Below are 20,399 nucleotides of genomic sequence, written 5' to 3'. Positions count from 1 at the left end.
AAGGAACAAACGGTCTGAGGAAAGTAGTAATTATCACCAAATCCTGATAAAGCCATTAAACATATACTTTCTCGGAGTAATACAAGATATTATCAGCGATATCCTGGTTGATGGCTTTTAAATCCATTTCTTTATAGTATTTGTCAGCAGCATGGATTTTATGCCAAAGTTCATACATTGATGGCATTTCATCGGAAGCTATCAAATGTTCAAATTGGGCCTTTTTGAAATCTTGTAATTGTGAGAAATCAAAAATTCTTTTTTGAACATAATTCCCTTTATATATCTCCAGATATTCAAAAATTGCCTCTTCGGGCTCTAATGCAAATTCTCCCTTAAAATCATCAATTCTAATTAATCCAGAAAACCATTCCATTTTTGTATCATTTGGAAAAACCTCTTTAAGCACGGATCGCATTCTATAAGCTTCCCTAGCCAGTACTTTTAGCTTATTAATAAAAAGCTGCCCCTCTTTTATTTTATATTCTGCGGAATATCCTTTCCATAAGTCAGAACTTATTACCTCGAAATCCGGCATTTTGTCAGGAAATTCAATAAAGTACTTTTCCAGCAAGTCGTCGTTGAGGAAATAAACGGAACCTTCATAAAGTAATGTATCAGAAATTTGTTTGGTCATTTTTTATATATAAAAAAGAGAGTTTAAAAACATGTCGAACTACCTTATTATCCGCTTTCATAATCACCTATATGAATTTTAAAACCTAGGCAAAGGAAGTGGCAATAATTTAATTATAACCCGCTTTTCCCAGCCTTCTTAAACCGTCCCATTGAGGAAATTAGAACATTCTTTTTATTTATATCCTCTATACTTAACATCAGGACATCAGTAACACTATTCATTTCGAAATTCAAAAATAAATGAGGATTAAAAATTAATTTTGGTTGTTCACCAGTAAAATTAGAATTAGCCATTGTAGGTTTTACACCAGCCCTCCAATTTCCTAGTACAGTTATATTATTTTGAGAAGAATCAAGTAGTTGAATTTCAGCCGTGAAGTTTTCGTTTAATCTTATTTTTTTAATGAGTTCCCGGTTTGGATTTATTACACCTTCTTGGTTAGTCGTTTGAATCCATTCTCCTACCAATTCAGAATTATGGAAAGTAAATCGTTCCCCATCATTTGTGACAAAATCTTCCGTTTCAAAACAAAATCCACAGATCCCTAAAATAAACATTGCTACCAATATGACTAAATAGTATGCTTTTTTCATATTAATTTATTTGTAAATAGGTATGTTCAAATCCTAATAAAGAGGGGTTGCCTTCTTCGGATTTTGTAGCCTACCCTATTTTTTGGTCCACTAATATCGTAAATTTAATATATTTATGTAAGTTTTTAGCTATAAATATTGAAATAAGACCTTTACCATTTAATTAATAAACAGCTGTTTAGCCCCCTTTAAAGGAAGAACTTAAGGTTTCAGAAGCTTAGGAGTATATCATTTTACTTACACTACTTTCATATTTTCCTCCATTGCAGCACCTCCTTACAACTTTGTTAAACTTTATAAGGATTGTAATGAAGAGGCAGGAAAAATAGCTTAGTAACATTAACGCAATCGTTCCTAAAGCATACTGTAAAAAATTAGTATTTTAATTTACTTATCGCCGATTTTCATAGGGACTGATCTCCAATATGTTTACTAACCGTACAAAAGTATTGCATCCCAATTCCGGATATGGGGTTTACTTTGTAAAGACGCTATATAGGCCTTATAATCCATTTATTTAAATGAGAAAAAAGGAAAATTTTCGTATTAACTATTCTCAGTTTTTCCCTGTTAGGACATGGTAATACTTGTCAAGAAACATTATACTAATTCTGAGTGTTCAAAACCTGCCAATTTTATTAGAAATAAGCCAAAGATCTAAAAATGGAAGACCTTCAATAAAACTTGGTGTAACAAAAAACTATCAAATCAATCTTAAGTTTTTGGTTAATACCCTACCCTTCCTTATAATCAGCTATAAAATCGGAAAACTAGCGTAGAAAAAAAACTACTTTTTATGAATCTCAGAGCACAAAAATGAAAGTATTATTTCAGCTATAACTTTTATATTTTCCTTTGTTACAATACCTCCCTATTTTATGGTTATTTCATTCATTATCATAATTTTGAAATTGTTAAAAAAACAAAATAGTTTCTCCTATTTAGTGCTATTTCTATATAGTAAGTTCTAATTAGAAACTTGCTCTAAAATGCGAGAGCCAACCAACAACCTTTAATAAAAAATACAAATTTTAAATGATCGAAATATTTATAGGATGGATTTTATGCAGCTTTGTCATAGGGTATTTGGGGACTACCAAAAAAATAGGTTTCGTTTTTGCCTTGATTTTATCCTTACTATTAAGTCCGATAGTGGGATTAATAATCGTGCTGGTATCCAAGAAGAAAAGTAGGTATCCCTATGAAAAACCAAGTAGAAGCAGGTTTTAAAACAACTTATTGACAAGCTTTTGAATGGCTACTGATGCTACCTTTAAAAGGTGTAATTGAAGAAAGTGTTCTGATAGGGTTAAAAAAACTAATAATCTGCCCTTTGTTGCCTGTCTACCATTTTCTGAATAGAATTAGCAGGTATTCTCCTAGATTTCTATACTTAGGATTTTTTTTGCGTTAGGGACCGCGGCGGCATCCCCGCAGCAAGGCAAGGGATATAGCCAAGTGCCCGCCCGACGAAGGAGGGAACGCCCAAATAAGTATCCCTAAAACCAGAATCATGTAACATTGCCACGGTCTTATTAAGACTTTTCACATTTTTTCCCTATATCACAATCCTTTGTAAAACTACAGCATCCCATGGAGTATTGGCATCACCACAAACTGCCCTAGAATGCCTATCGTTTTTAATCTCCTATCCTAGGTCATAACTACTAAGATTTCGTTTATCAACAAGAATTAACTATCTTAGAATAGTAAACATACATTATCCTTCCCCCATTTTTATATCGACAAACTGTATTCCATTAGTCTCTAAAATATAGGATTTACCATATATCTAACATACGTATTTCGAGTTTATATATACCGAAATTATAGTGCAATTTTTATTAATGCCATAAAAAGCGATCCCTATGAATACCCCAGTAACAGTTGCCGCAGCCCAGCTCTCACCAATATTCCTAGATAAAAACAAGACCGTAGACAAGGCTTGCGAGGCAATTTTAGAAGCAGGCAAAAATGGCGCGGAATTACTTGTATTTCCTGAAGCCTTTATCCCAGCTTACCCAGATTGGGTATGGCTTATCCCCAATAGCAAGGGTGCTGTCTTAAATGAATTATACATTAAACTAGTAGAAAATGCAGTTTCCATCCCGGATAAAACTACGGATAGACTGTGCAAATCGGCCAAAGCTGCTGGTATAAATGTTGTTATGGGAATGAATGAACGTAATTCGGAAACTAGCGGAACAAGTCTTTATAATAGCCTACTTTTTATTAATGACCAGGGGATAATATTGGGAAAACACCGAAAATTAATTGCCACCGGAGGCGAGCGGCTCATTTGGGCCCAGGGCAGCGGTAGTACCTTGCGATCCTATGACACTTCTGTAGGGAAAATAGCCGGGCTTATTTGTTGGGAAAATTACATGCCATTGGCAAGAAATGCCATCTATGAAAGTGGTGCCCAAATATTAATATCCCCCACCTGGGATAAAAGCACCAATTGGCTGCAATCTATGCAGCACGTGGCAAGAGAGGGTGGTCTTTTTGTCATTAGTAACTGTATGGCATTGCGTTTGGATAATATACCCGACAAATACTCCTTTAAAACTCTGTACCCCGAAGGTAGGGAATGGATAAATACAGGCAACAGCTGTATCATAGCCCCAAATGGCGAGGTGTTGGCAGGGCCCCTTGAGGCAGAAGAGGGAATTTTATACGCCTCTATTGATCTACAACAGATTATAGCTTCCAAACGCATGTTCGACGTAGTGGGACACTATTCTAGGCCCGACGTTTTTGAATTTCACCTTAAAAACAAAAAATACCCTCTAAAAGCCTAATAGCGCTATCCCAAAATCAAAAAATAGATAGATTTTAGAATCCTTGCACTTTAGTTTTTACGGTTGGCTACGGTTTTTTAGGCTTATGATTCCTTTTTTCCTCAACATCTGACAATCGCAACCCCTTATCCCTTATAAAAAAGATACTTTTTGGACTTCCTATAATCTGGGATGCATACACCCCTGAATGCCCCGAAAATAAATATGCCGTACTACATGCTAAAGCAATAAAAACGCCAGCTTCTATCCCGAATAATTCAATCCCCATTATGGTACAGGCAATAGGGGTATTTGTTGCCCCGGCAAAAACAGCGACAAAACCCATGCCCGCTAATAGGCTCATGGGCAAGGGGATAAACCATATCAATACATTTCCTAAGGTTGCACCTATAAAAAACAAAGGGGTAACCTCTCCCCCTTTAAAACCGGCACCTAAAGTAAAGGAGGTGAATAAGACCTTTAGCAAAAAATCATAGGAGTTGAGATTTATAGAAAAGGCATCGACAATGGTGGGAATACCAAGTCCAATATATTTTGTGGTACCCATAAAATAAATGGCAACCGCCAAGATTACCCCTCCTATAACAGGGCGTAAAGGGGGGTATTTTATCTGTTTTTTAAAAAGGTTGCTCCAAAAATGGGTCGATTTTGAGAAAACCATGGCCACTAGCCCAAAAATCACACCTGCTAATAACGCCCAAAGAAGATTCACTGGGGTCATTTTGGCAACCTCCGTTATATAATAATGTGTGTGGGAAACATTCCAGATCTGGCAAAAATAATCAGCAAAGACGGCAGCTAAAAAACTCGGAAGAATGGCATCTAATCTAATCCTCCCCAAAACCAACACTTCTAAGGCAAAAATGCCGCCAGCCAAAGGAGTTCCAAAAACCGAAGCGAAACCAGCACTGATACCGACTATTAAAATAATTTTCCGGTCTCTTCTCGATAGTTTAAATAGCTTTGTAAATTGATCGGCAATGGCCCCTCCTATTTGTACGGCCGTTCCTTCTCGTCCTGCAGAACCTCCGAACAAATGTGTGGCAATGGTTCCAAATAACACCAAAGGCGCCATTCTAAAAGGAATGATTTTTCTAGGATGATGAAACTCTTCCAACAATAAATTATTGCCTTTTACGACGCTATGGCCATATAAATGATACGATAATCCTATTATAAATCCACCAAGAGGCAACAAGGCAATGATCCACAGATGAGATTCTCGCCAATTGGTCGCCCATTCTAGACTTAAAAGAAAAAATGCTGAAATACTCCCAACAAAAAATCCTATAATCCCACAGATTAGGAGCCATTTTAAAAGGTAAAGAAAAGCTGGAATTTGCTCAACTGACGTAAGAAGGTGTCTATATTTATTAATTTTCATTTTTCCTTATATTAATGAATCTATCATGGCGCAGGCCATTATAAGTAGAAGTCATTAGCTCCATTAGGAACGGTTTAAGGCAGACATCATTGCCAATTGTAGCCCAAATATAAGGAAAAATTAAAATTAGTACGCTCTTTTGGCCGCGAAGGTTTTATAACCACCACTAGAAATAGCGCCAGAACTCTAACACTCTTTAAATACACTAGCCTTCCATGGACCGTTACTACCAGGAAGGCTATATCTTTTCTCTACTACCGTTGCTTTGCCAAGGTACTTAGCCCACCATTAGTCTACTAAAAGAGCTTTCTGCTCTTTAAATTGTTCGATAGGCATATTATAAAGCCAGGAATATTTATCTTCCTTTCTTTCGACATAATGCACAAATGAAATATCATTTTCCACAATATGGATATTGTCACTTGGGGTCACTACCAATAACTGTAAATGAAGTTGTTTACAAAGATTAATTAAATACCGTGACTTATCCTCGTCCTGGGCCTTAAAAGCCTCATCAATAGCGATAAATCTAAATGAATTAGATTGTAAGCCTTCCTTGGTAAGCCCAAACTGATAGGCAATAGCAGACCCTAATATAGTATAGGTAAGCTGGGCTTTTTCCCCACCACTTAATTGCCCCATACTTTCATAAGTCTTGGCTTTTTCGCCTGTTTCCTTATAAAACTCCTCGGCCTTATAGCTAAACCAAGAGCGGACATCGGTTACTTTTTTTCGCCATTCCTCAACGCTTAATTTCTCTATCAAAGGCTCTATATGGTTAAAGAAGTGGTTTTTTCGTCCGTCAACGGAAGCTTCTATCTCTCGAGTATTTGGAATGGCGGCATTTAATAATGCCCTAAACACCTTAACATCCTCACTGATTTTGTGAGGAACAACCATCTGAATATAGGTAGCAGGATTACTTTTAAAATTGATTCCCCTTAATGAATCGTTCAGGTGCTGTATACTGCTTTTTATCTCATCGGACCAACCTTCAAAAAACATTCGGAAATCGCCAATCTTATTGGTAATGGTCTCTTGTAGGTATTGGTCGAACTTACGCTCAAACTTTGGTAAATTGTCATCTACCAACTGCTTTAAATATAACTGATACTCACTTACAAACTCCAAGTTTGAAGCATCTGGCAATTCACTGACATCGGAACGCCAGTCCTTAAATTTTTCGGTAATTTCCTCCGACGGCCTTTTAAAGGCATTGATTTTTAACCTTAAATTATACTCTTTACTAGTTTTCTCTTGCTCTAATTTATTAATAGCGTCCGAGGTGTTCTTTTGAAAACGGACCTCTACCTTTTTAATATCGTCCAAAGTCACCTCACAAAGTTCCGGATATTGTTTTTCAAAATCATGGGTATTTACTTCCCCTAAGTGATTGATAATCTGAAAACTTCCCTTTCTTTCCTTATCAATTTCCTCAATTTTCGCCTCTTGCTTAAATCGGGCCCTATTATTGGTTTCTATTTCTGACTCGGAGATCACCTTTAATTTTTGCTGCACCTCATCTAACTGCCTTTGCAGCTCCTTTACCTTATCATTCGCTTTTTCTAAAGCTAATTTCTGATCTTCTTTTTCCTGAATGCTAACTGCCAAACCTTGCCAATGAATATCCTCATATTCGGTGAATACATCCAAAAGTTTTATATACGAATCCCGACGCCGCTTCAACGAATTTAATTCCTGGGAAAGCCCATCAATTTCCTTGGTGATGGTTATTTCCTTTTCTTGTAAAGTCTTGATATCGGCCAGCAGGTGTTTTATTTTTTCTTTATTGTCCCAGCCCAACACAAAATTTGCCCTTCTTGAAATATGAATTCTATCGTCCTTTTCGTGTTTTCCCTTGGCAAACTTAATAAGTCCCTCAGGAGTAATAGCCTTTTCGTCAAAGGTTTCAAAAACCGCTAAATTTTCTACACAGGCATAATTGTACTGCTTGGAAATAATATCGGCAAGCCATTCTGAATACTGGCTATCTGCTTTGAATTCTAGTTTATGAATAAGTTCATTAGAGGCTTCTTTTCCATGATCTAATGATGCCAGAGAAGTAAAGCCCTTGTAACGCTGGTAGGTTATTCTTCCTTTTAGATCGGTTTTGTTAACATAGGCATTTACACGAGAATAATATTTTTCGGGCACGATAAGCCTCAGCGCAAAATTGTGCAATAGCTTCTCCGTTGCATGTTCCCAAATACCCTCTTCTTCCTTTACTTTAATCAACTCTCCTATAAAGGGAAGTTCATCCTTAGATGCACCTATATGTGCTATAATTTCGTCCCTAATTTCTGCTACCCTACCCGATATATTATTATTGTTATTCCGCAGTTCTTCAATGGTAGTATTAGCCGCGGTAATTTTTTCTTTTACCAGGTCTACCCCATTCTTGGCCAGCCTAAGTTTTTCACTGCTATCAAGCTCTTCTTTTTCTAAAACTTCCTTGCCTACCTTTGCCTTATCCCGGTTGTCCTTATAACTTTCCGGTCCTGGGTCTAGTTTGAGCCCTAAAGATGCTACCACTTCGTTATAAAGGGTAAGCTTGCGCTTTTTCTGATCTCTCGTATAGATTAATTTTTCTATGTCTGTTTTTAGCTGTTCTATTTGGTTCCCAACCTGGTCTGACTTTATCTGAACCATTAGATTGGTTTCCCGAATTTTTAGCTCGGCTTCCTGCCTTTTTAACCCCTGCAAAGCCTCTTCAAGATTTTTTAAATTTTCCTGACACTCTTGCAAGGCTATTTCCGATAAGTCTACATTCTTTTTCGCAAACCAATACACCCCTACTTCTTTCTCGTGCTGCAATTGCTTTAAGGAAGTTTGAATACTTTGCAAATCAGTGGCAAACTGATCTATGGGCTGAAGTTGGGCTATTTGTTCCTTAGCCTTTTCAATATTGACTTTGGCATCCATTAGGGTTAAAAAACTCTCTTTTAAATGCATAAATCGCGATTCGGCATCTAGTTCTTCCAACATATTCGTCCTAATAAATTCATCAAGATCTTCTAGCACTTTCACCCCAACTACCTGGTTAAAAAGACTTAAGGCCTTTACGGAGCGCATCCCAAAAAGATCGGCTATCCTTTGGGCATAAGTGGTAGGACCTTCAAAAAACTCTACTATTTTCCGTGGTTTATTGGTATTATAGGTTTTTTCTAAGCGTCTTTTCCATGCAAATTTATCATCGAATTCGGCAAAATCTACCGCAATTTCCAAAGGAGCATGCGCCATTCCATAAGCTCTTTTTAAGTTGCCGTTAGAAAACCAACGAAGCTGAAATATGGTAATATGCTTATCGTCGGTGTTAGAAAAAGAAGCTAGAATAATAGAATAGGCAGAATTCTTATCCCGTAGCATCTGAAGCGTACTACTTAATTCTCCTTCTTTTTGTATACTCCCATAATTACCACATACATAGGTTTCTTCGGTACGGTCTCCTTTTTTATCTACCCCGGAAGATTGATTGTAGAATCTATCTTTCTTGGCAGGCACCATAAGGGTAAGCAAGGCATCTATAAAAGTACTTTTCCCCGAAGCGTTGGCTCCGGTTAAGAGCGAATTGTTTCCTTTAGGGTGAATTCTAAAGATTCTATCGTGAAAAGTTCCCCAGTTTAAAACTTCCATATATTGAAGCCTAAAACCAGCTGTATTGGAATTGGTACTAAACAGACTCAACATAATGCTGTAATTTATTTTTAAATTCTTTTAAAACGTCTAGCGTTACTTTCTCTTTTATAATTCTATGGATCTTATAAATGACTTCGCTATCGGTTTTGCTCACTTCCTTAAGGTATCCCAACTCCACTATTTTATTGATATAGCCATCGAGTTCCTTTTGAAATTTCAATTCGTTATATCCCGCTTCTAGGAACAATTCTAGTTCTTCCTTGATGTTGGACCTGCTTATATACTTTTCGTTAACATCAAATTGCGCTGGGTTACTGTCAAATTCTTCCAAACTTTGTCGTAACACAACCAGAATAATGGTGATTTCATACCCTACTTGGCGTCTAGATATCAATCCAAGGGTATTTCCATCACTATCTTCAAACTGCCTTAAATAAGCAAAACCATCATCTTTTTTCACCATTAATTCCAACCCCATTAGGCTTACATATTCCTGAATTTCGGTTTGGTAATTATTGACCGTTTCCCATAAACTAGCACTACTTTCTATTGGGGCCTTAAGCAATTTTACGATTGCTTTGGAGTACGGTTTTATATTTTTTTCTAAACTGCTCATTTAGTGAGTATTATTTCGGGTATTTGTATTGATTTCTCCTCTGCATTATTAAAATTGATACGCTGCATTTTTTCCGAACTTATGACGTACTTGTGCTCTTTGGCTATCCCTAAATATCCAAATAGCTCTGGCAGCCCCTTTTCTAATCCACCATAATTTTCAATGACCTCTTTCAGGGTAACTTGCGATTTTTGAGCTAAGGCCATAGTAATCCGTTCGCGAAGTAATTTCTTATCTACACTCACTTGGGAAAACAATTTATCGAGGTTATTAGAGTTAAGGAAATGCTCATCGGCCAATTTGGGTGCCACCTTATAGGTGCCCGCTTCTTCTTTGTTAAAGGTTAGCTTTCTTTCGAAAGGCATGGCCATTTCGACAGCTGTCTCCAATTCAAATGAAAGGTCAGGTCTTACTCCGCTATTTCTGATCTCGAGCAATGACTTTTTTATGTCCTGTATAATATGCTTGGTAGAGGCGGTTTTGGAAGATTGGTTTTCCTTGATAATGCGACTCAGTTTTTCGGCCATTTTATCGTTGGCCTCATATACCTTTTGCCCAGATCTGTGTAAATGTTTTTTCATTCCTTTTAGAAAGAAATCGCCGATTGCGATATTTTTCTCCTCTAACCGGATGTATAATTCATCGATAAGCTCATCCCATTCCAGTTGTAGTTCCGGATGGAGTAGAAAGGACCAAAAGGCATAGAAACTTTTGCCCTGCGAACTTTCCTTTAGTTCATCCAAAGCACCAAAAGCATACTCCAGAATATCGCCTTTTGGGAGATTGTTTTCGGCATGTTTTCGGTAGATGGCTTTTGTTATGTCCTTAAAATTATCTTCGACCTCCTTAAAATCGGAAAGTAATTCCTTGGCCAAAAAATTAATGTGGTTGAAACGTGGAATAATTTCATACTCTTCAAATGTCTTTATATCCTCCCCAGATTTGATACGTTCGATCTGTTCCTCAATATCGCGCTTTTTAGCTTCCAGCAACCGAATTCGGCTATCCGCATCATCATTGGTAAATTCAACCAACTCCTTGATCTGGTTAAAGATTATTTTAAATTTTGATTCCGTCCCTACATAAGCCTCCTTTTGTAGGGCAGACAACCAATCAATAGTTTTCCTGGAATGCGAAGAAAGTTCGTAATATATATCGCCCTTTTCGTTTTGATAATTGGTTAAAAACCCCCTATTGGTCCATTGTTGAACATATCGTTTTGCCTTATCATCATAGGACTGAACCTCCTCTTGTTCGTCTTCTTCATCGTTTTCAATCTGATGAAATTCCAAATAGTCAGCCAATTTAGAGTGTATGCGGTCAGACGTAATGGCTTCCGGATGGTCTGTGAACATACTCAACAGAAATACGATGACCACCTCCCTGTTTTTGAGTTTTAGCAACTCTGTACTAGGTGAATTCTGTAAAATATCAGATATAACGGCACTATCAATCATGCATAGATGTATTATTCGCAGCAAAAATGCGAGGTTCAAAGCACAAATCAAATCATCTGCACCAAAAATTATAGCACTTGTTTTTCCTTAAAAAGAGACTAAACCACAGACCTTCTGAACTTCAATCCATTACATCAGAAAGCCCTCAGGAAATTCATTAAAATCCTTTCTGTTACTTATTTATCCAATCCTTGAGCGACCGCTATAGAGGCTGCAATTTTTTCATTTTCCTCTTTGGCTTTTTGCAAGGTTTCCTCCGTTACAATATGCCAATACACCCATTTATCTCCAAATACAGAATAGCTGGCCCCTGCCCTGATCCATGAAATTCTGGGTTGGTTTACCAATCGTACCCCATTTTCCAAGACTGCCAAAGTTTTTGTAAGGCGTACCACTTCCGAAAAAGAAAATCTTAGAAAATCGGTAAATCCGTCTTGCCTAACATTGTAAACCTTGTCTCCTATTTTTAACGCTTCCATTTAAAAAAAGGACTAAAAGTAATGCTAGATGGAGATTAAATCTTTCATAAATCCTAGAACTTATAAACATTGTTCAGATTCCATTAATACTGAATAAATTATAAATAACCATTTAAAAATTCTAATGCTTACATTTTACTTTCAATGTGGTCACCATTCATACAATTCGTGTATTTTTGCCACTTAAAACAGAAAAAAAATGAGCTTAGAAAGAGAATTAGGAAAACGTAGCAATCATCAATGTGAACTATGTACCAGTTCAGAAAAATTAAGTGTTCTAGAAGTACTCCCAACTAAAACTGGTGGCGTAGATGAAAGCTTGCTAGTTTGTGAAACTTGTAAAGACCAAATTGAAAACCCAGAGCATACGGACCCCAATCATTGGCGTTGCTTAAACGATAGTATGTGGAGCGAACATACCCCTGTGAAAATAATTGCATGGAGAATGTTGAGCAGACTTAGAAATGAAGGATGGCCACAAGATTTATTGGATATGTTTTATTTGGAAGAAGACGATTTGGAATGGGCTAAAGCCACAGGTGAAGGAGCTCCTGCCGAAGACCAAATAATTCATAGGGACAGTAACGGCGTTGTTCTCGAAGCTGGTGACAACGTGGTTCTGATAAAAGACTTACCAGTGAAAGGATCTAGCATGGTTGCCAAAAGAGGTACCGCCGTTAGAAGAATTTCTTTGGACCATGAAAATGCAGAATATATCGAAGGAAAAGTCGATGGTCAGCAAATCGTGATCATTACCAAGTTCGTTAAGAAAATATAAACAGGCAGGTTAACCTGCTTGTATTTTTTTACAATCCCAAAGTTCCCATTTTTTACGTTTTACGTTTATGGAGTTAAAAGTTAGGCAACGATATGCCTTAAGCACCTATTTTTTTCTATCTGGATTTTGTTTTTCTACATGGGCAGCACGAATCCCAACGATAAAAACTTTTTTTGATTTAAATGAAGCACAATTGGGCAATGTTTTACTGACCCTGCCCATTTGTTCCATGATTGGGCTACCATTCTCCGGATGGCTGGTAGCCCGATACAACAGTAGAGTGCCACTTTTAGTTTCGTTTTTGCTGTTCGCAATTTCCCTGATTTTTATCGGGTATGCCCAGAGCACCGTTGCTTTAATATCCGCCATTGGATCTTTTGCCTTTTGCATGCGTATTCTAAACATATCGATGAATACGCAAGCCATTACCCTGCAAAAACAATATGACAAAAAGATAAATGGGGCATTTCACGGCATTTGGAGCACTGGAGGGATTGCCGGTGTTGGCTTTTCTACCCTCACCTTAAAATTGGATATTCCCATGACTCAGCATTTATTAATGGTAGCCATCCTAACCATCGTAGTTTCATTGTTGACCTTTAAATTTCTATTGACCAATGACAAAGCGCCTTCCGGAAATAAGCTAATTCTGGGCAAACCAGATCCTTTTGTGTTTTACCTAGGTCTATTGGTCTTCTTTGCCGCCATATGCGAGGGCGGAATGTAGGATTGGAGCGGCGTATACTTTAAAGAAATAATCAAGGAAGATGTGTTTACACTCGGCTATCTTATTTTCATGTTCTTCATGGCCTTATCCAGATTTTTATCGGATTACCTTATCGAGGCTATCGGCATGGCCAAGACCTATATGGCCAGTGGTATTTTAATTTCAATAGGCATAGCAATCGCTATTAGTTTCCCCTATTTTTGGCCGGCCATGTTTGGCTTTTGCCTCATCGGGTTTGGTGCTGCCTCCGTATTTCCTATGACCTTTACTCTGGCCGGTACCTCAAAAAAATATTCTCCAGGAATGGCCATATCTATTATCGCCACTTACGGAATTCTTGGCATGTTTATCGGTCCTCCCCTGATTGGTTACCTGGCCCATGCCTTTAACCTTCAAACTTCTTTTATTATTTTTATATTTTCGGGACTGATGCTAATACCGGTGTCTAAACTCTTTTTTATACATCAAAAATCCCTCGAAAATTAATATCCCCGATTACTATTTTAGAAAGTAAATGTGATGTAGCCATAAAAAAAAGTGCTTCTATATATGTATACGCTTTAGGGCAATGACTTGGGCGTTCCCTCCTTCGTCGGGCGGGCTCTCCGCTATATCCCTTGCCTTGCTGCGGGGATGCCGCTGCGATCCCTAACGCAAAAAAATCTAGGAAATAATTTAGACATAAGTTTAGGAGCGTCTTTACTGGATAGTGGTATTTATACTCCATCTCTACTACTTCAACTTTAATTAAAAAGCAGGCTGAATATTGAAGCCCTTATTGTTTCAGGATTGTTACTTCTTATAGGAATCAATTAAACATCAGACAAACTATTCTGCAACTAAGGAGCCTAGACCGCATGCACGGGAGGATAGCCTCGGTAAACTCTTTGTTCGTAGGATCCTCCAATGAACTTGGTGCCTTTGAAAGCGGACTGACCACAAAACTAATGGGTACGGTAACAGTCGTGGTTTTTGGAGGTTGTATGACCTTGGCTACCGTAATCTTTACAGGAGCCATATCTCCTGCCTTTAGAAAACTAGACCTAAGGAATGACTTGGATACTTTTGAAAATGAAACTAATTAAATTTTAAATACGATTCCAAAAGTATCCAGACAAACCCACCTTTTGGGGCTACCTAAAACTTAAGCTAATACGGTATAGCTTTTAAGTTACATATATTAATAACCATTCCCTATTTGAAGGATCCTTTGACTTTGATACTAATTGAAATCCGTTTTTCTCGTAGAATGCATGCAACCCCTCTTCTTCTATGGTTAGCCAATACGATTGTTTTGGCTTTTTTGCCTTTAAAGCATTTAACCACTGGGTGCCCAAAGCTTGGTTGCGACGGTTGGGATTTACATACAAAAATCCGATATATTGAAAACTAACATCCCTGTACTTCTTACCCTCAGCTAGTTCAAAATCGGTCATATTCGGAGGGTCTTGTTCAAATACAATTCCACCCGCTACTATAGATCCCTGATCCAAAAGAACATAAATTTTGGCATTTTCCCTATAAGTATCCCAAATAGGTATAATTATGTCCTGCCAATCTGGAGGTATAATCTTAAAGAACTCCTTGGAATCACTTTCTAAAACTGTAAAATCCATCAATAAAAGAGATTAAATTTTCATAGTTATAACAATCCCCAAGACCACAAACGATCAAAATCTTCTGACCATCTATCCCCTATATCCGTTCTATAATATACATTATTGATAATGATATTGCTGATGCGGTTATGCATCATACGCTGAGCATCTTTCATAGTAAGCCCCGTTCCAGTAACCAATAGAGCTATTCCAGTATTTCCGGTAATGAGCCATTCATCATTAATTTTTTTAAGATGCATGGGATGGACTCCCTCTTTCATGTCTTTCTTAAAAACGATAACGGAATCTTTAGAGAATAATTCGAAGGTTTTTTTATCCTCGAAAGGAAATGGAGGTACTACCATATAGGCCCCTACCTGAAAGCCTTTCCTAACATTGATCTTAAATTTCTGACCAGATGCCAATTTATAAAACATATTGCCAATTGGTTCTAATATACCTGCACGTTGAATATAAATTTGCGGATATCCAAATCTCGAAGTAAATTCTAATGGGTAGATACCATTTCCGTTCACGATACAATTGATATCTATTTGCCCAATAAAACCACCTTTCGCCAACGAACTTTCGAACTTTTTTAAAGTAGCATCAAAAATTGGAGAATCGTTGGTCCAGAACATACTAGACCCCATTTCCCCAGTAGATACTCCCAACTCTTTTGGAAATAATTTCTTGTGCTCAAAGGTAATATTAATAGGATTGATAAATTCCTTACCGTTAAAATAAGCCGATGCCGAGACCTCAACGCCTTTTACTTTTCGTTGTAACTGAAAATTCCCGAACTGATTCCCCCAAGATTTTTCGTAGGCCTTTAGAACTCTAATCACATCTAATCCTTCGTCGTCGCTACCCACAAATAGTAATTGTTTGTATTCCTGGGTTTCTCCCGAGGGTTTTATTACATAAGCATTGGGATGATCCTTTACATATTGTATGGCATCCTGAAAATTAAAAAATTCCTTGGAAGGTAATATCTTAATCCCGTGTTTCTTCATTTCTGCTTGCCCAAAATTACGGTCAAGCTCCAACAGATCCGAATACTCAGTCCCCCCTACGACCAGTTTCCCCTGAGCCCTTAATTCAGAACAAATTTTACCATATCCGGTGTAATCAAAAATAAAAATATCGGCCCATTCCATATGAGTTCTCCAATCTTTGGCCTTTTGTACAAAACCATATCCAATCTCCTTGGACGGCTTGTCTTCTATATACATTTTTACTTGATGCCCTTCACCTAAAATAGCGATGGCCAAATCCAAGGTTTCTCCCCATCGGGAAATTATTAAGAAATTACGTTTAATTTCTATGGTACTATTTACTGCTTTTGTTTTCAATATATTATAGGTAGCTTTTAATTATATAGGTTTCGTGTTATAATTAGAACTTGTAAAAAAAAAAATGAAAACATAATATTCTATGAAGTTCCATTTCTTCTGTTATACAAGATATAATTTCTAAATTTTTAACTGCAAAATTGGTTGCCCTTTCCTGTAGGCTAGATGGCATTTGTACTGTATGCCTTAATGAAGATAACGGTCTCAAAGTACTAAGCTTACGCTCATGAGTTTTTGATTTTAAATCAAAGATATATCAAAAAACAATTCATAATTCAAAAATAATAGAGGTGTTGTATTTTTTTTAATTATCGAAAAATTAATCTCTAATATGCGAAGAACTATATTTCAAGAATCTTTTTATCCATATATTTTAGAAACCCTATTTTTGCAATTAAATCAACTACGAATGTTTCATTTTTTTAGTAAGAAAACTTTTTTAGCAGACTACCTCGGCGGATTTACAGATATCCATAATCATATTATCCCAGGTATCGATGATGGTGCCAAAACCGTGGCCGACGCTGTAGCTTTGATAAAGGGATTTTCAGAAATAGGCGTTCAAAAATTTATCGCTACCCCTCATATCATGGATAACTATTATCCCAACAATAGCGATACCATTACAAATGCCTTAAGTTCCCTTACCAAGGAATTAACACAACAAGGGATGACTCACATAAGTATTGATGCCGCTGCAGAGCATATGATAGATGCTAACTTCGAGGTTATATTAGAAAATAATCAGGTGATGCCTATGAAAAACAGGTATATGCTTATTGAAATGTCCTATTTACAACCTTCAATTAATTTTGATCAAGCGGTTCAAAAAATCACTGAGCATCGTTATTTTCCAATCCTAGCGCACCCTGAGCGGTATGCATTCTTTCCTATAAATTCACCAAAATTAAAATCCTATAAAAATAATGGAATTGCGCTTCAATTAAATCTTTTATCGCTTAGTGAATACTACGGTATAGAGGTACAGAAAAAAGCTCATAAACTCTTGTCAGAGGGATTGCTCGATTTTGCAGGTTCTGATGTTCATAACCAAAAACAGCTTAATAGTCTTAAAGAAATGCGAATCACCAATAAAACAGCAAAATTATTAATGCCTATTATAGAAAAGACAAAGTCAAATTTTTAAGGTTCTAGAATTTCCACCATTTCAGGTGAGATTTCCCGTAGCCGTAGCCATAGGATCCGCCATACCCTAAATTATTAGCCTTAACGTTATTGACTACAAAGGAAAGTCCTTTTAGTTTTCCTTCGCTTTTAAGTTTTAATGGGAATTCCAATACTTTTTCTTCAGTAACTTCTGCTTTCACAACATATAGGATATGATCGGCATATTCACTTATAAGCAAGGTATCTGTAACCACCATTAAGGGAGCTGTGTCCACAATTACATAATCGTATTGTGTCGCAACTTCCGATAGTAATTCCTTCATCTTATCCTTCATTAAAAGTTCGGCAGGATTGGGAGGTATTTTTCCTGAATATATAACATCTATGGTATTTTTTCTAACTTCCATAGTGGTAATAATATCCCTTGCTTTTATGGAGCAATCAAATAAAAACTCTGTCAAACCAGGTTTCTTATCGGCCCCGGATTTGAGTTCATTGGTATTTGGGAAAAAAGAAAATATTTTAGGATTTCTAATATCAGCACCAATTAGAAGAACTCTTTTATGGGTACTGGCAAAAATCATGGCAAGGTTCGAAGATAAAAAAGTCTTTCCTTCTCCGGGAACCGATGAAGTAATATAGATTACATTGCCCTTGTGTCTCTGGCTAGATGCCTTGATGGCATAGTCTATATTGGTCCTAATAATTCGCAAGGACTCCGCTAATACAGACCTATCTTCCTTGTTTACCAATTTGTCATCACGCCTACCTAAACTAGGTATTTCACCCAGTACAGGTATATCTTTTACTAGTTTCTCTAAACCGGTTTTACTATGTATCTTATTGTCCAACAAATCTTTCCCATAAATAACCGAAAAGGGTATAAGAAGCCCGAAAATAAAAAATGCTAAATACACAATTTTTCTTTTTGGAGTAACTGGCTCTAGACTAACACTATGAGAGTTATCAATAATTTTAGACTTAGGAGACGCCGATGCAAATGAGATTTGCGATTCTTCCCTTTTCTGTAATAAATAAAGATACAGAGATTCCGTAGTTTGTTGTTTTCTACCGATATCCCTTAAGGCCCTTTGGTTTCTAGGCGCGGCGTATAATCTAGAGTTTACCCTAGAGAGTTGACCGCTAAGACTATTAACCTGTAGGACCAAATTATCGGTCATGCTCCCCAAACTAGACTGCATACTTTGTTTTAGGGAATTAAGTTGTTGATCTAAGTTGACAATAATAGGGTTCTTTTCATTAGAACTTTTTAACAACCTGTTTCTTTCAGACACTAGTTCATTGTATTTGGCCGTTGTACTCGCTATAGAAGGATCCGATAGCCCAATGTTGGAAGGCAAAACATCGAAACCTTTTTGGGATTCTACCAAATCCCTCATAGATGAGGCAATATTTAATTGTAGTGATGCATTTTCTAACTCTTGTTGACTCGAAGCGCTGACTGTTAAATTCACGCTCGCTTGGGAGGCTACATCTGTAATCCCCCTACCCTCCTTATAGTCCTCTTCGGTTTGGTCTGCCGAAGATAAATTAGAATAAATCTCAGTGATCCTATCATTTATAAATTCGGAAGTCCGGTCGGCAATCTCCTTTCTATCACGAATAGCATTACTGTTATAGGTGTCTATCAAATTATTAATTATATCATTGGCCTTCTCAGGTATAGGATCATTTAAGGTGATTTCTAAAATATTGGAATACTCCATTACCGGTGAAATAGTAGTCTTTTGTTGGTATTTTTGTGCTACTTCACCAACGGGTTTAATACTTATCTTAAATTTTTTATCGCCAAAATGGGATAAATCATCTCTATTCGGTGTCAAAACAATATCACCAATAGCAGTCGATATACTTTTTCCAAATGGAACCATTTTAGCAGGTTCGTCTTCCGATTCCGTATACCCATAGGAAGAACCATTACCAAGGGTTATATAAAAATCAAAATAGGAGTTTTCCACAATAGAATCTTGGGAAATAAAACTTATCTTAACAGGTGGATTTTTATATACTTCAGAATCTAAAATTTTTCCAAGGGCAGTAATCTTAACATTGAGCCCTAATTTTTTGACCACTTCAATAAAATTAGACCTAGAGTTTATAATTTCTATCTCATCTTCAACCTTATTGGTTCCAGAAGGAAGTATACCAAGATCTTTAAAGGACCCTAATTCAGAATTCGCATTTTTATCTTCTAATATTTGAATTTTAGCTTGAACAGAATATTCAGGAATAGAGTACCTAAGTTTCACAAAAGCCAAGAAAAGTGCAATGATAGCGGATAGCACAAACCATTTCCAATGCCTAGTATACATCCCTAAAATTTCCTTTAAACTTTTATCGGAAGATTTATTTTTAAAATTCAAACTCATCTGTCTTTATTATTAATTATAGCCTAGTAAGAAGTACTATGGAAGAAGTGATTAGAATAGAAGCTATGGATATGGCTATAGAAGCTCTACTATCCAAACTATAGGAAGCCTTTGCCGAGTTATTGGGCTCTACATACACTACATCATTTTGAGTTAAATAATAAACAGGTGAATTTAAGGACTCCTTTTTTGTTAAATCGATTCGTTCATAAACCTTGGTGCCATTAAAATCTCTAATCACCATTACGTTTGTTCGCATTCCTTTTATCGTTAAATCACTGGCCAACCCTAAGGCCTCCAAAATAGTAATTTGCTCCCCGTTAACCGAATAGGTACCAGGCCTATTAACCTCTCCTAAAACAGTTACCGTAAAATTTATCAATCGTATATTGATTATAGGGTCCTTTAAATAATCCTTTAATTTAGTAGCAAGCAGCATCTTTGCTTCATTAGGAGAAAGTCCGGCTAATTTTACCGCTCCCAAGACAGGAAAATCAATCTCCCCATTTTTATCGATAATATAATCGAGTTGTTCTGGCCGTGACCCTCCTTCTTGAACTCCCTTAAATAAATTAAAAGGAACACTAGATTGTGGATCTAGAGTGGAGACATTTATACTAATAACATCATCAACCTTAAACCTGTTGATGCTAGAATTATCACTGACAAGGGTCTCAAACGACTTGGCATTTTGAAAATATACCACATCCTTTTTGGAGGCACAAGATGATAAAACACCAATAAGTACGAATACTAAAACAAATCTGAAATTTATTGCGATGGATTTTTTATACATAATGATTGGTTTCTTAAAGGA

At 36.8% G+C, this 20,399-nt stretch carries 16 protein-coding genes, 1 pseudogene and 1 riboswitch; of the genes and pseudogenes, 6 read left to right on the top strand and 11 right to left on the bottom strand.

Annotated elements, in window-relative coordinates; translation table 11 throughout:
* Positions 1 to 55: 55 nt before the first annotated feature.
* Both HCG49_RS11240 and HCG49_RS11235 read right to left on the bottom strand, forming a co-directional pair.
* Positions 56 to 637 carry a hypothetical protein gene (locus HCG49_RS11240; RefSeq protein WP_168469627.1) on the bottom strand — a complete coding sequence of 194 codons (582 nt, stop codon included), beginning with the start codon at positions 635 to 637 and terminating at the stop codon, positions 56 to 58.
* Positions 638 to 750: 113 nt separating this feature from the next.
* On the bottom strand, positions 751 to 1,233 hold the full coding sequence (locus HCG49_RS11235; protein ID WP_168469626.1) for a hypothetical protein: 483 nt from the start codon (positions 1,231 to 1,233) through the stop codon (positions 751 to 753).
* 1,868 nt (positions 1,234 to 3,101) lie between these two features.
* On the opposite strand from HCG49_RS11235, the gene HCG49_RS11225 reads away from it, so the two are divergent.
* A complete protein-coding gene (locus HCG49_RS11225; protein WP_168469624.1) occupies positions 3,102 to 4,034 on the top strand; it encodes a carbon-nitrogen hydrolase family protein in 933 nt (310 codons plus the stop codon).
* A gap of 67 nt (positions 4,035 to 4,101) precedes the next feature.
* On the opposite strand, the gene HCG49_RS11220 is transcribed toward HCG49_RS11225, so the two are convergent.
* The 5 genes from HCG49_RS11220 to HCG49_RS11200 form a co-directional block, all read right to left on the bottom strand.
* Positions 4,102 to 5,418 carry a voltage-gated chloride channel family protein gene (locus HCG49_RS11220; protein WP_168469623.1) on the bottom strand — a complete coding sequence of 439 codons (1,317 nt, stop codon included), beginning with the start codon at positions 5,416 to 5,418 and terminating at the stop codon, positions 4,102 to 4,104.
* A gap of 38 nt (positions 5,419 to 5,456) precedes the next feature.
* A riboswitch (Fluoride riboswitch) is annotated at positions 5,457 to 5,521 on the bottom strand.
* 185 nt (positions 5,522 to 5,706) lie between these two features.
* On the bottom strand, positions 5,707 to 9,105 hold the full coding sequence (locus HCG49_RS11215; RefSeq protein WP_168469622.1) for an ATP-binding protein: 3,399 nt from the start codon (positions 9,103 to 9,105) through the stop codon (positions 5,707 to 5,709).
* Positions 9,089 to 9,670: a DUF4194 domain-containing protein gene (locus HCG49_RS11210; RefSeq protein WP_168469621.1), complete on the bottom strand. Its 582-nt coding sequence runs from the start codon at positions 9,668 to 9,670 to the stop codon at positions 9,089 to 9,091. The genes HCG49_RS11215 and HCG49_RS11210 overlap by 17 nt, the downstream gene beginning before the upstream one ends.
* The gene (locus tag HCG49_RS11205; protein ID WP_168469620.1) at positions 9,667 to 11,127 is read right to left on the bottom strand and encodes a DUF3375 domain-containing protein; all 1,461 of its coding nucleotides are present in this window, start codon (positions 11,125 to 11,127) and stop codon (positions 9,667 to 9,669) included. Before HCG49_RS11205 ends, HCG49_RS11210 begins: the two co-directional genes overlap by 4 nt.
* Positions 11,128 to 11,303: 176 nt before the next feature.
* On the bottom strand, positions 11,304 to 11,606 hold the full coding sequence (locus HCG49_RS11200) for a pyruvate kinase (RefSeq protein WP_168469619.1): 303 nt from the start codon (positions 11,604 to 11,606) through the stop codon (positions 11,304 to 11,306).
* 199 nt (positions 11,607 to 11,805) lie between these two features.
* On the opposite strand from HCG49_RS11200, the gene HCG49_RS11195 reads away from it, so the two are divergent.
* The 4 genes and pseudogenes from HCG49_RS11195 to HCG49_RS11185 all read left to right on the top strand — a co-directional run.
* The gene (locus HCG49_RS11195; RefSeq protein WP_168469618.1) at positions 11,806 to 12,384 is read left to right on the top strand and encodes a PhnA domain-containing protein; all 579 of its coding nucleotides are present in this window, start codon (positions 11,806 to 11,808) and stop codon (positions 12,382 to 12,384) included.
* A 67-nt stretch (positions 12,385 to 12,451) separates the two neighbouring features.
* Positions 12,452 to 13,111: an MFS transporter gene (locus tag HCG49_RS18580; RefSeq protein ID WP_240938686.1), complete on the top strand. Its 660-nt coding sequence runs from the start codon at positions 12,452 to 12,454 to the stop codon at positions 13,109 to 13,111.
* A 42-nt stretch (positions 13,112 to 13,153) separates the two neighbouring features.
* Positions 13,154 to 13,597, top strand: a complete 444-nt coding sequence (locus HCG49_RS18575; RefSeq protein WP_317167497.1) for an MFS transporter — start codon at positions 13,154 to 13,156, stop codon at positions 13,595 to 13,597.
* A 332-nt stretch (positions 13,598 to 13,929) separates the two neighbouring features.
* Positions 13,930 to 14,196 (top strand): annotated as a pseudogene (locus HCG49_RS11185) (MFS transporter); the annotation flags it as partial.
* An 81-nt stretch (positions 14,197 to 14,277) separates the two neighbouring features.
* Here the strand turns inward: HCG49_RS11185 and HCG49_RS11180 are convergent.
* Positions 14,278 to 14,727, bottom strand: a complete 450-nt coding sequence (locus HCG49_RS11180) for a GNAT family N-acetyltransferase (RefSeq protein ID WP_168469617.1) — start codon at positions 14,725 to 14,727, stop codon at positions 14,278 to 14,280.
* Positions 14,728 to 14,753: 26 nt separating this feature from the next.
* Complete coding sequence (locus HCG49_RS11175; protein ID WP_205764387.1) at positions 14,754 to 16,064, bottom strand: phosphoribosylamine--glycine ligase; 1,311 nt, start codon at positions 16,062 to 16,064, stop codon at positions 14,754 to 14,756.
* A gap of 409 nt (positions 16,065 to 16,473) precedes the next feature.
* Here HCG49_RS11175 and HCG49_RS11170 point away from each other — a divergent pair, with 409 nt between their 5' ends.
* Entirely contained in the window at positions 16,474 to 17,211 is a 738-nt protein-coding gene (locus tag HCG49_RS11170; protein WP_168469616.1) for a tyrosine-protein phosphatase, read from the top strand.
* A 4-nt stretch (positions 17,212 to 17,215) separates the two neighbouring features.
* Here HCG49_RS11170 and HCG49_RS11165 read toward each other — a convergent pair whose 3' ends face one another.
* Both HCG49_RS11165 and HCG49_RS11160 read right to left on the bottom strand, forming a co-directional pair.
* Positions 17,216 to 19,582 carry a GumC family protein gene (locus tag HCG49_RS11165; protein WP_168469615.1) on the bottom strand — a complete coding sequence of 789 codons (2,367 nt, stop codon included), beginning with the start codon at positions 19,580 to 19,582 and terminating at the stop codon, positions 17,216 to 17,218.
* A 16-nt stretch (positions 19,583 to 19,598) separates the two neighbouring features.
* Positions 19,599 to 20,378 (bottom strand): polysaccharide biosynthesis/export family protein, encoded by a 780-nt coding sequence (locus HCG49_RS11160; protein WP_168469614.1) that lies wholly within the window; start codon positions 20,376 to 20,378, stop codon positions 19,599 to 19,601.
* Between the last annotated feature and the right edge of the window lie 21 nt (positions 20,379 to 20,399).

Source organism: Arenibacter sp. 6A1 (assembly GCF_012272855.1).
Lineage (GTDB): Bacteria > Bacteroidota > Bacteroidia > Flavobacteriales > Flavobacteriaceae > Arenibacter.
This window is presented reverse-complemented; position numbering and strand designations above follow the sequence as displayed.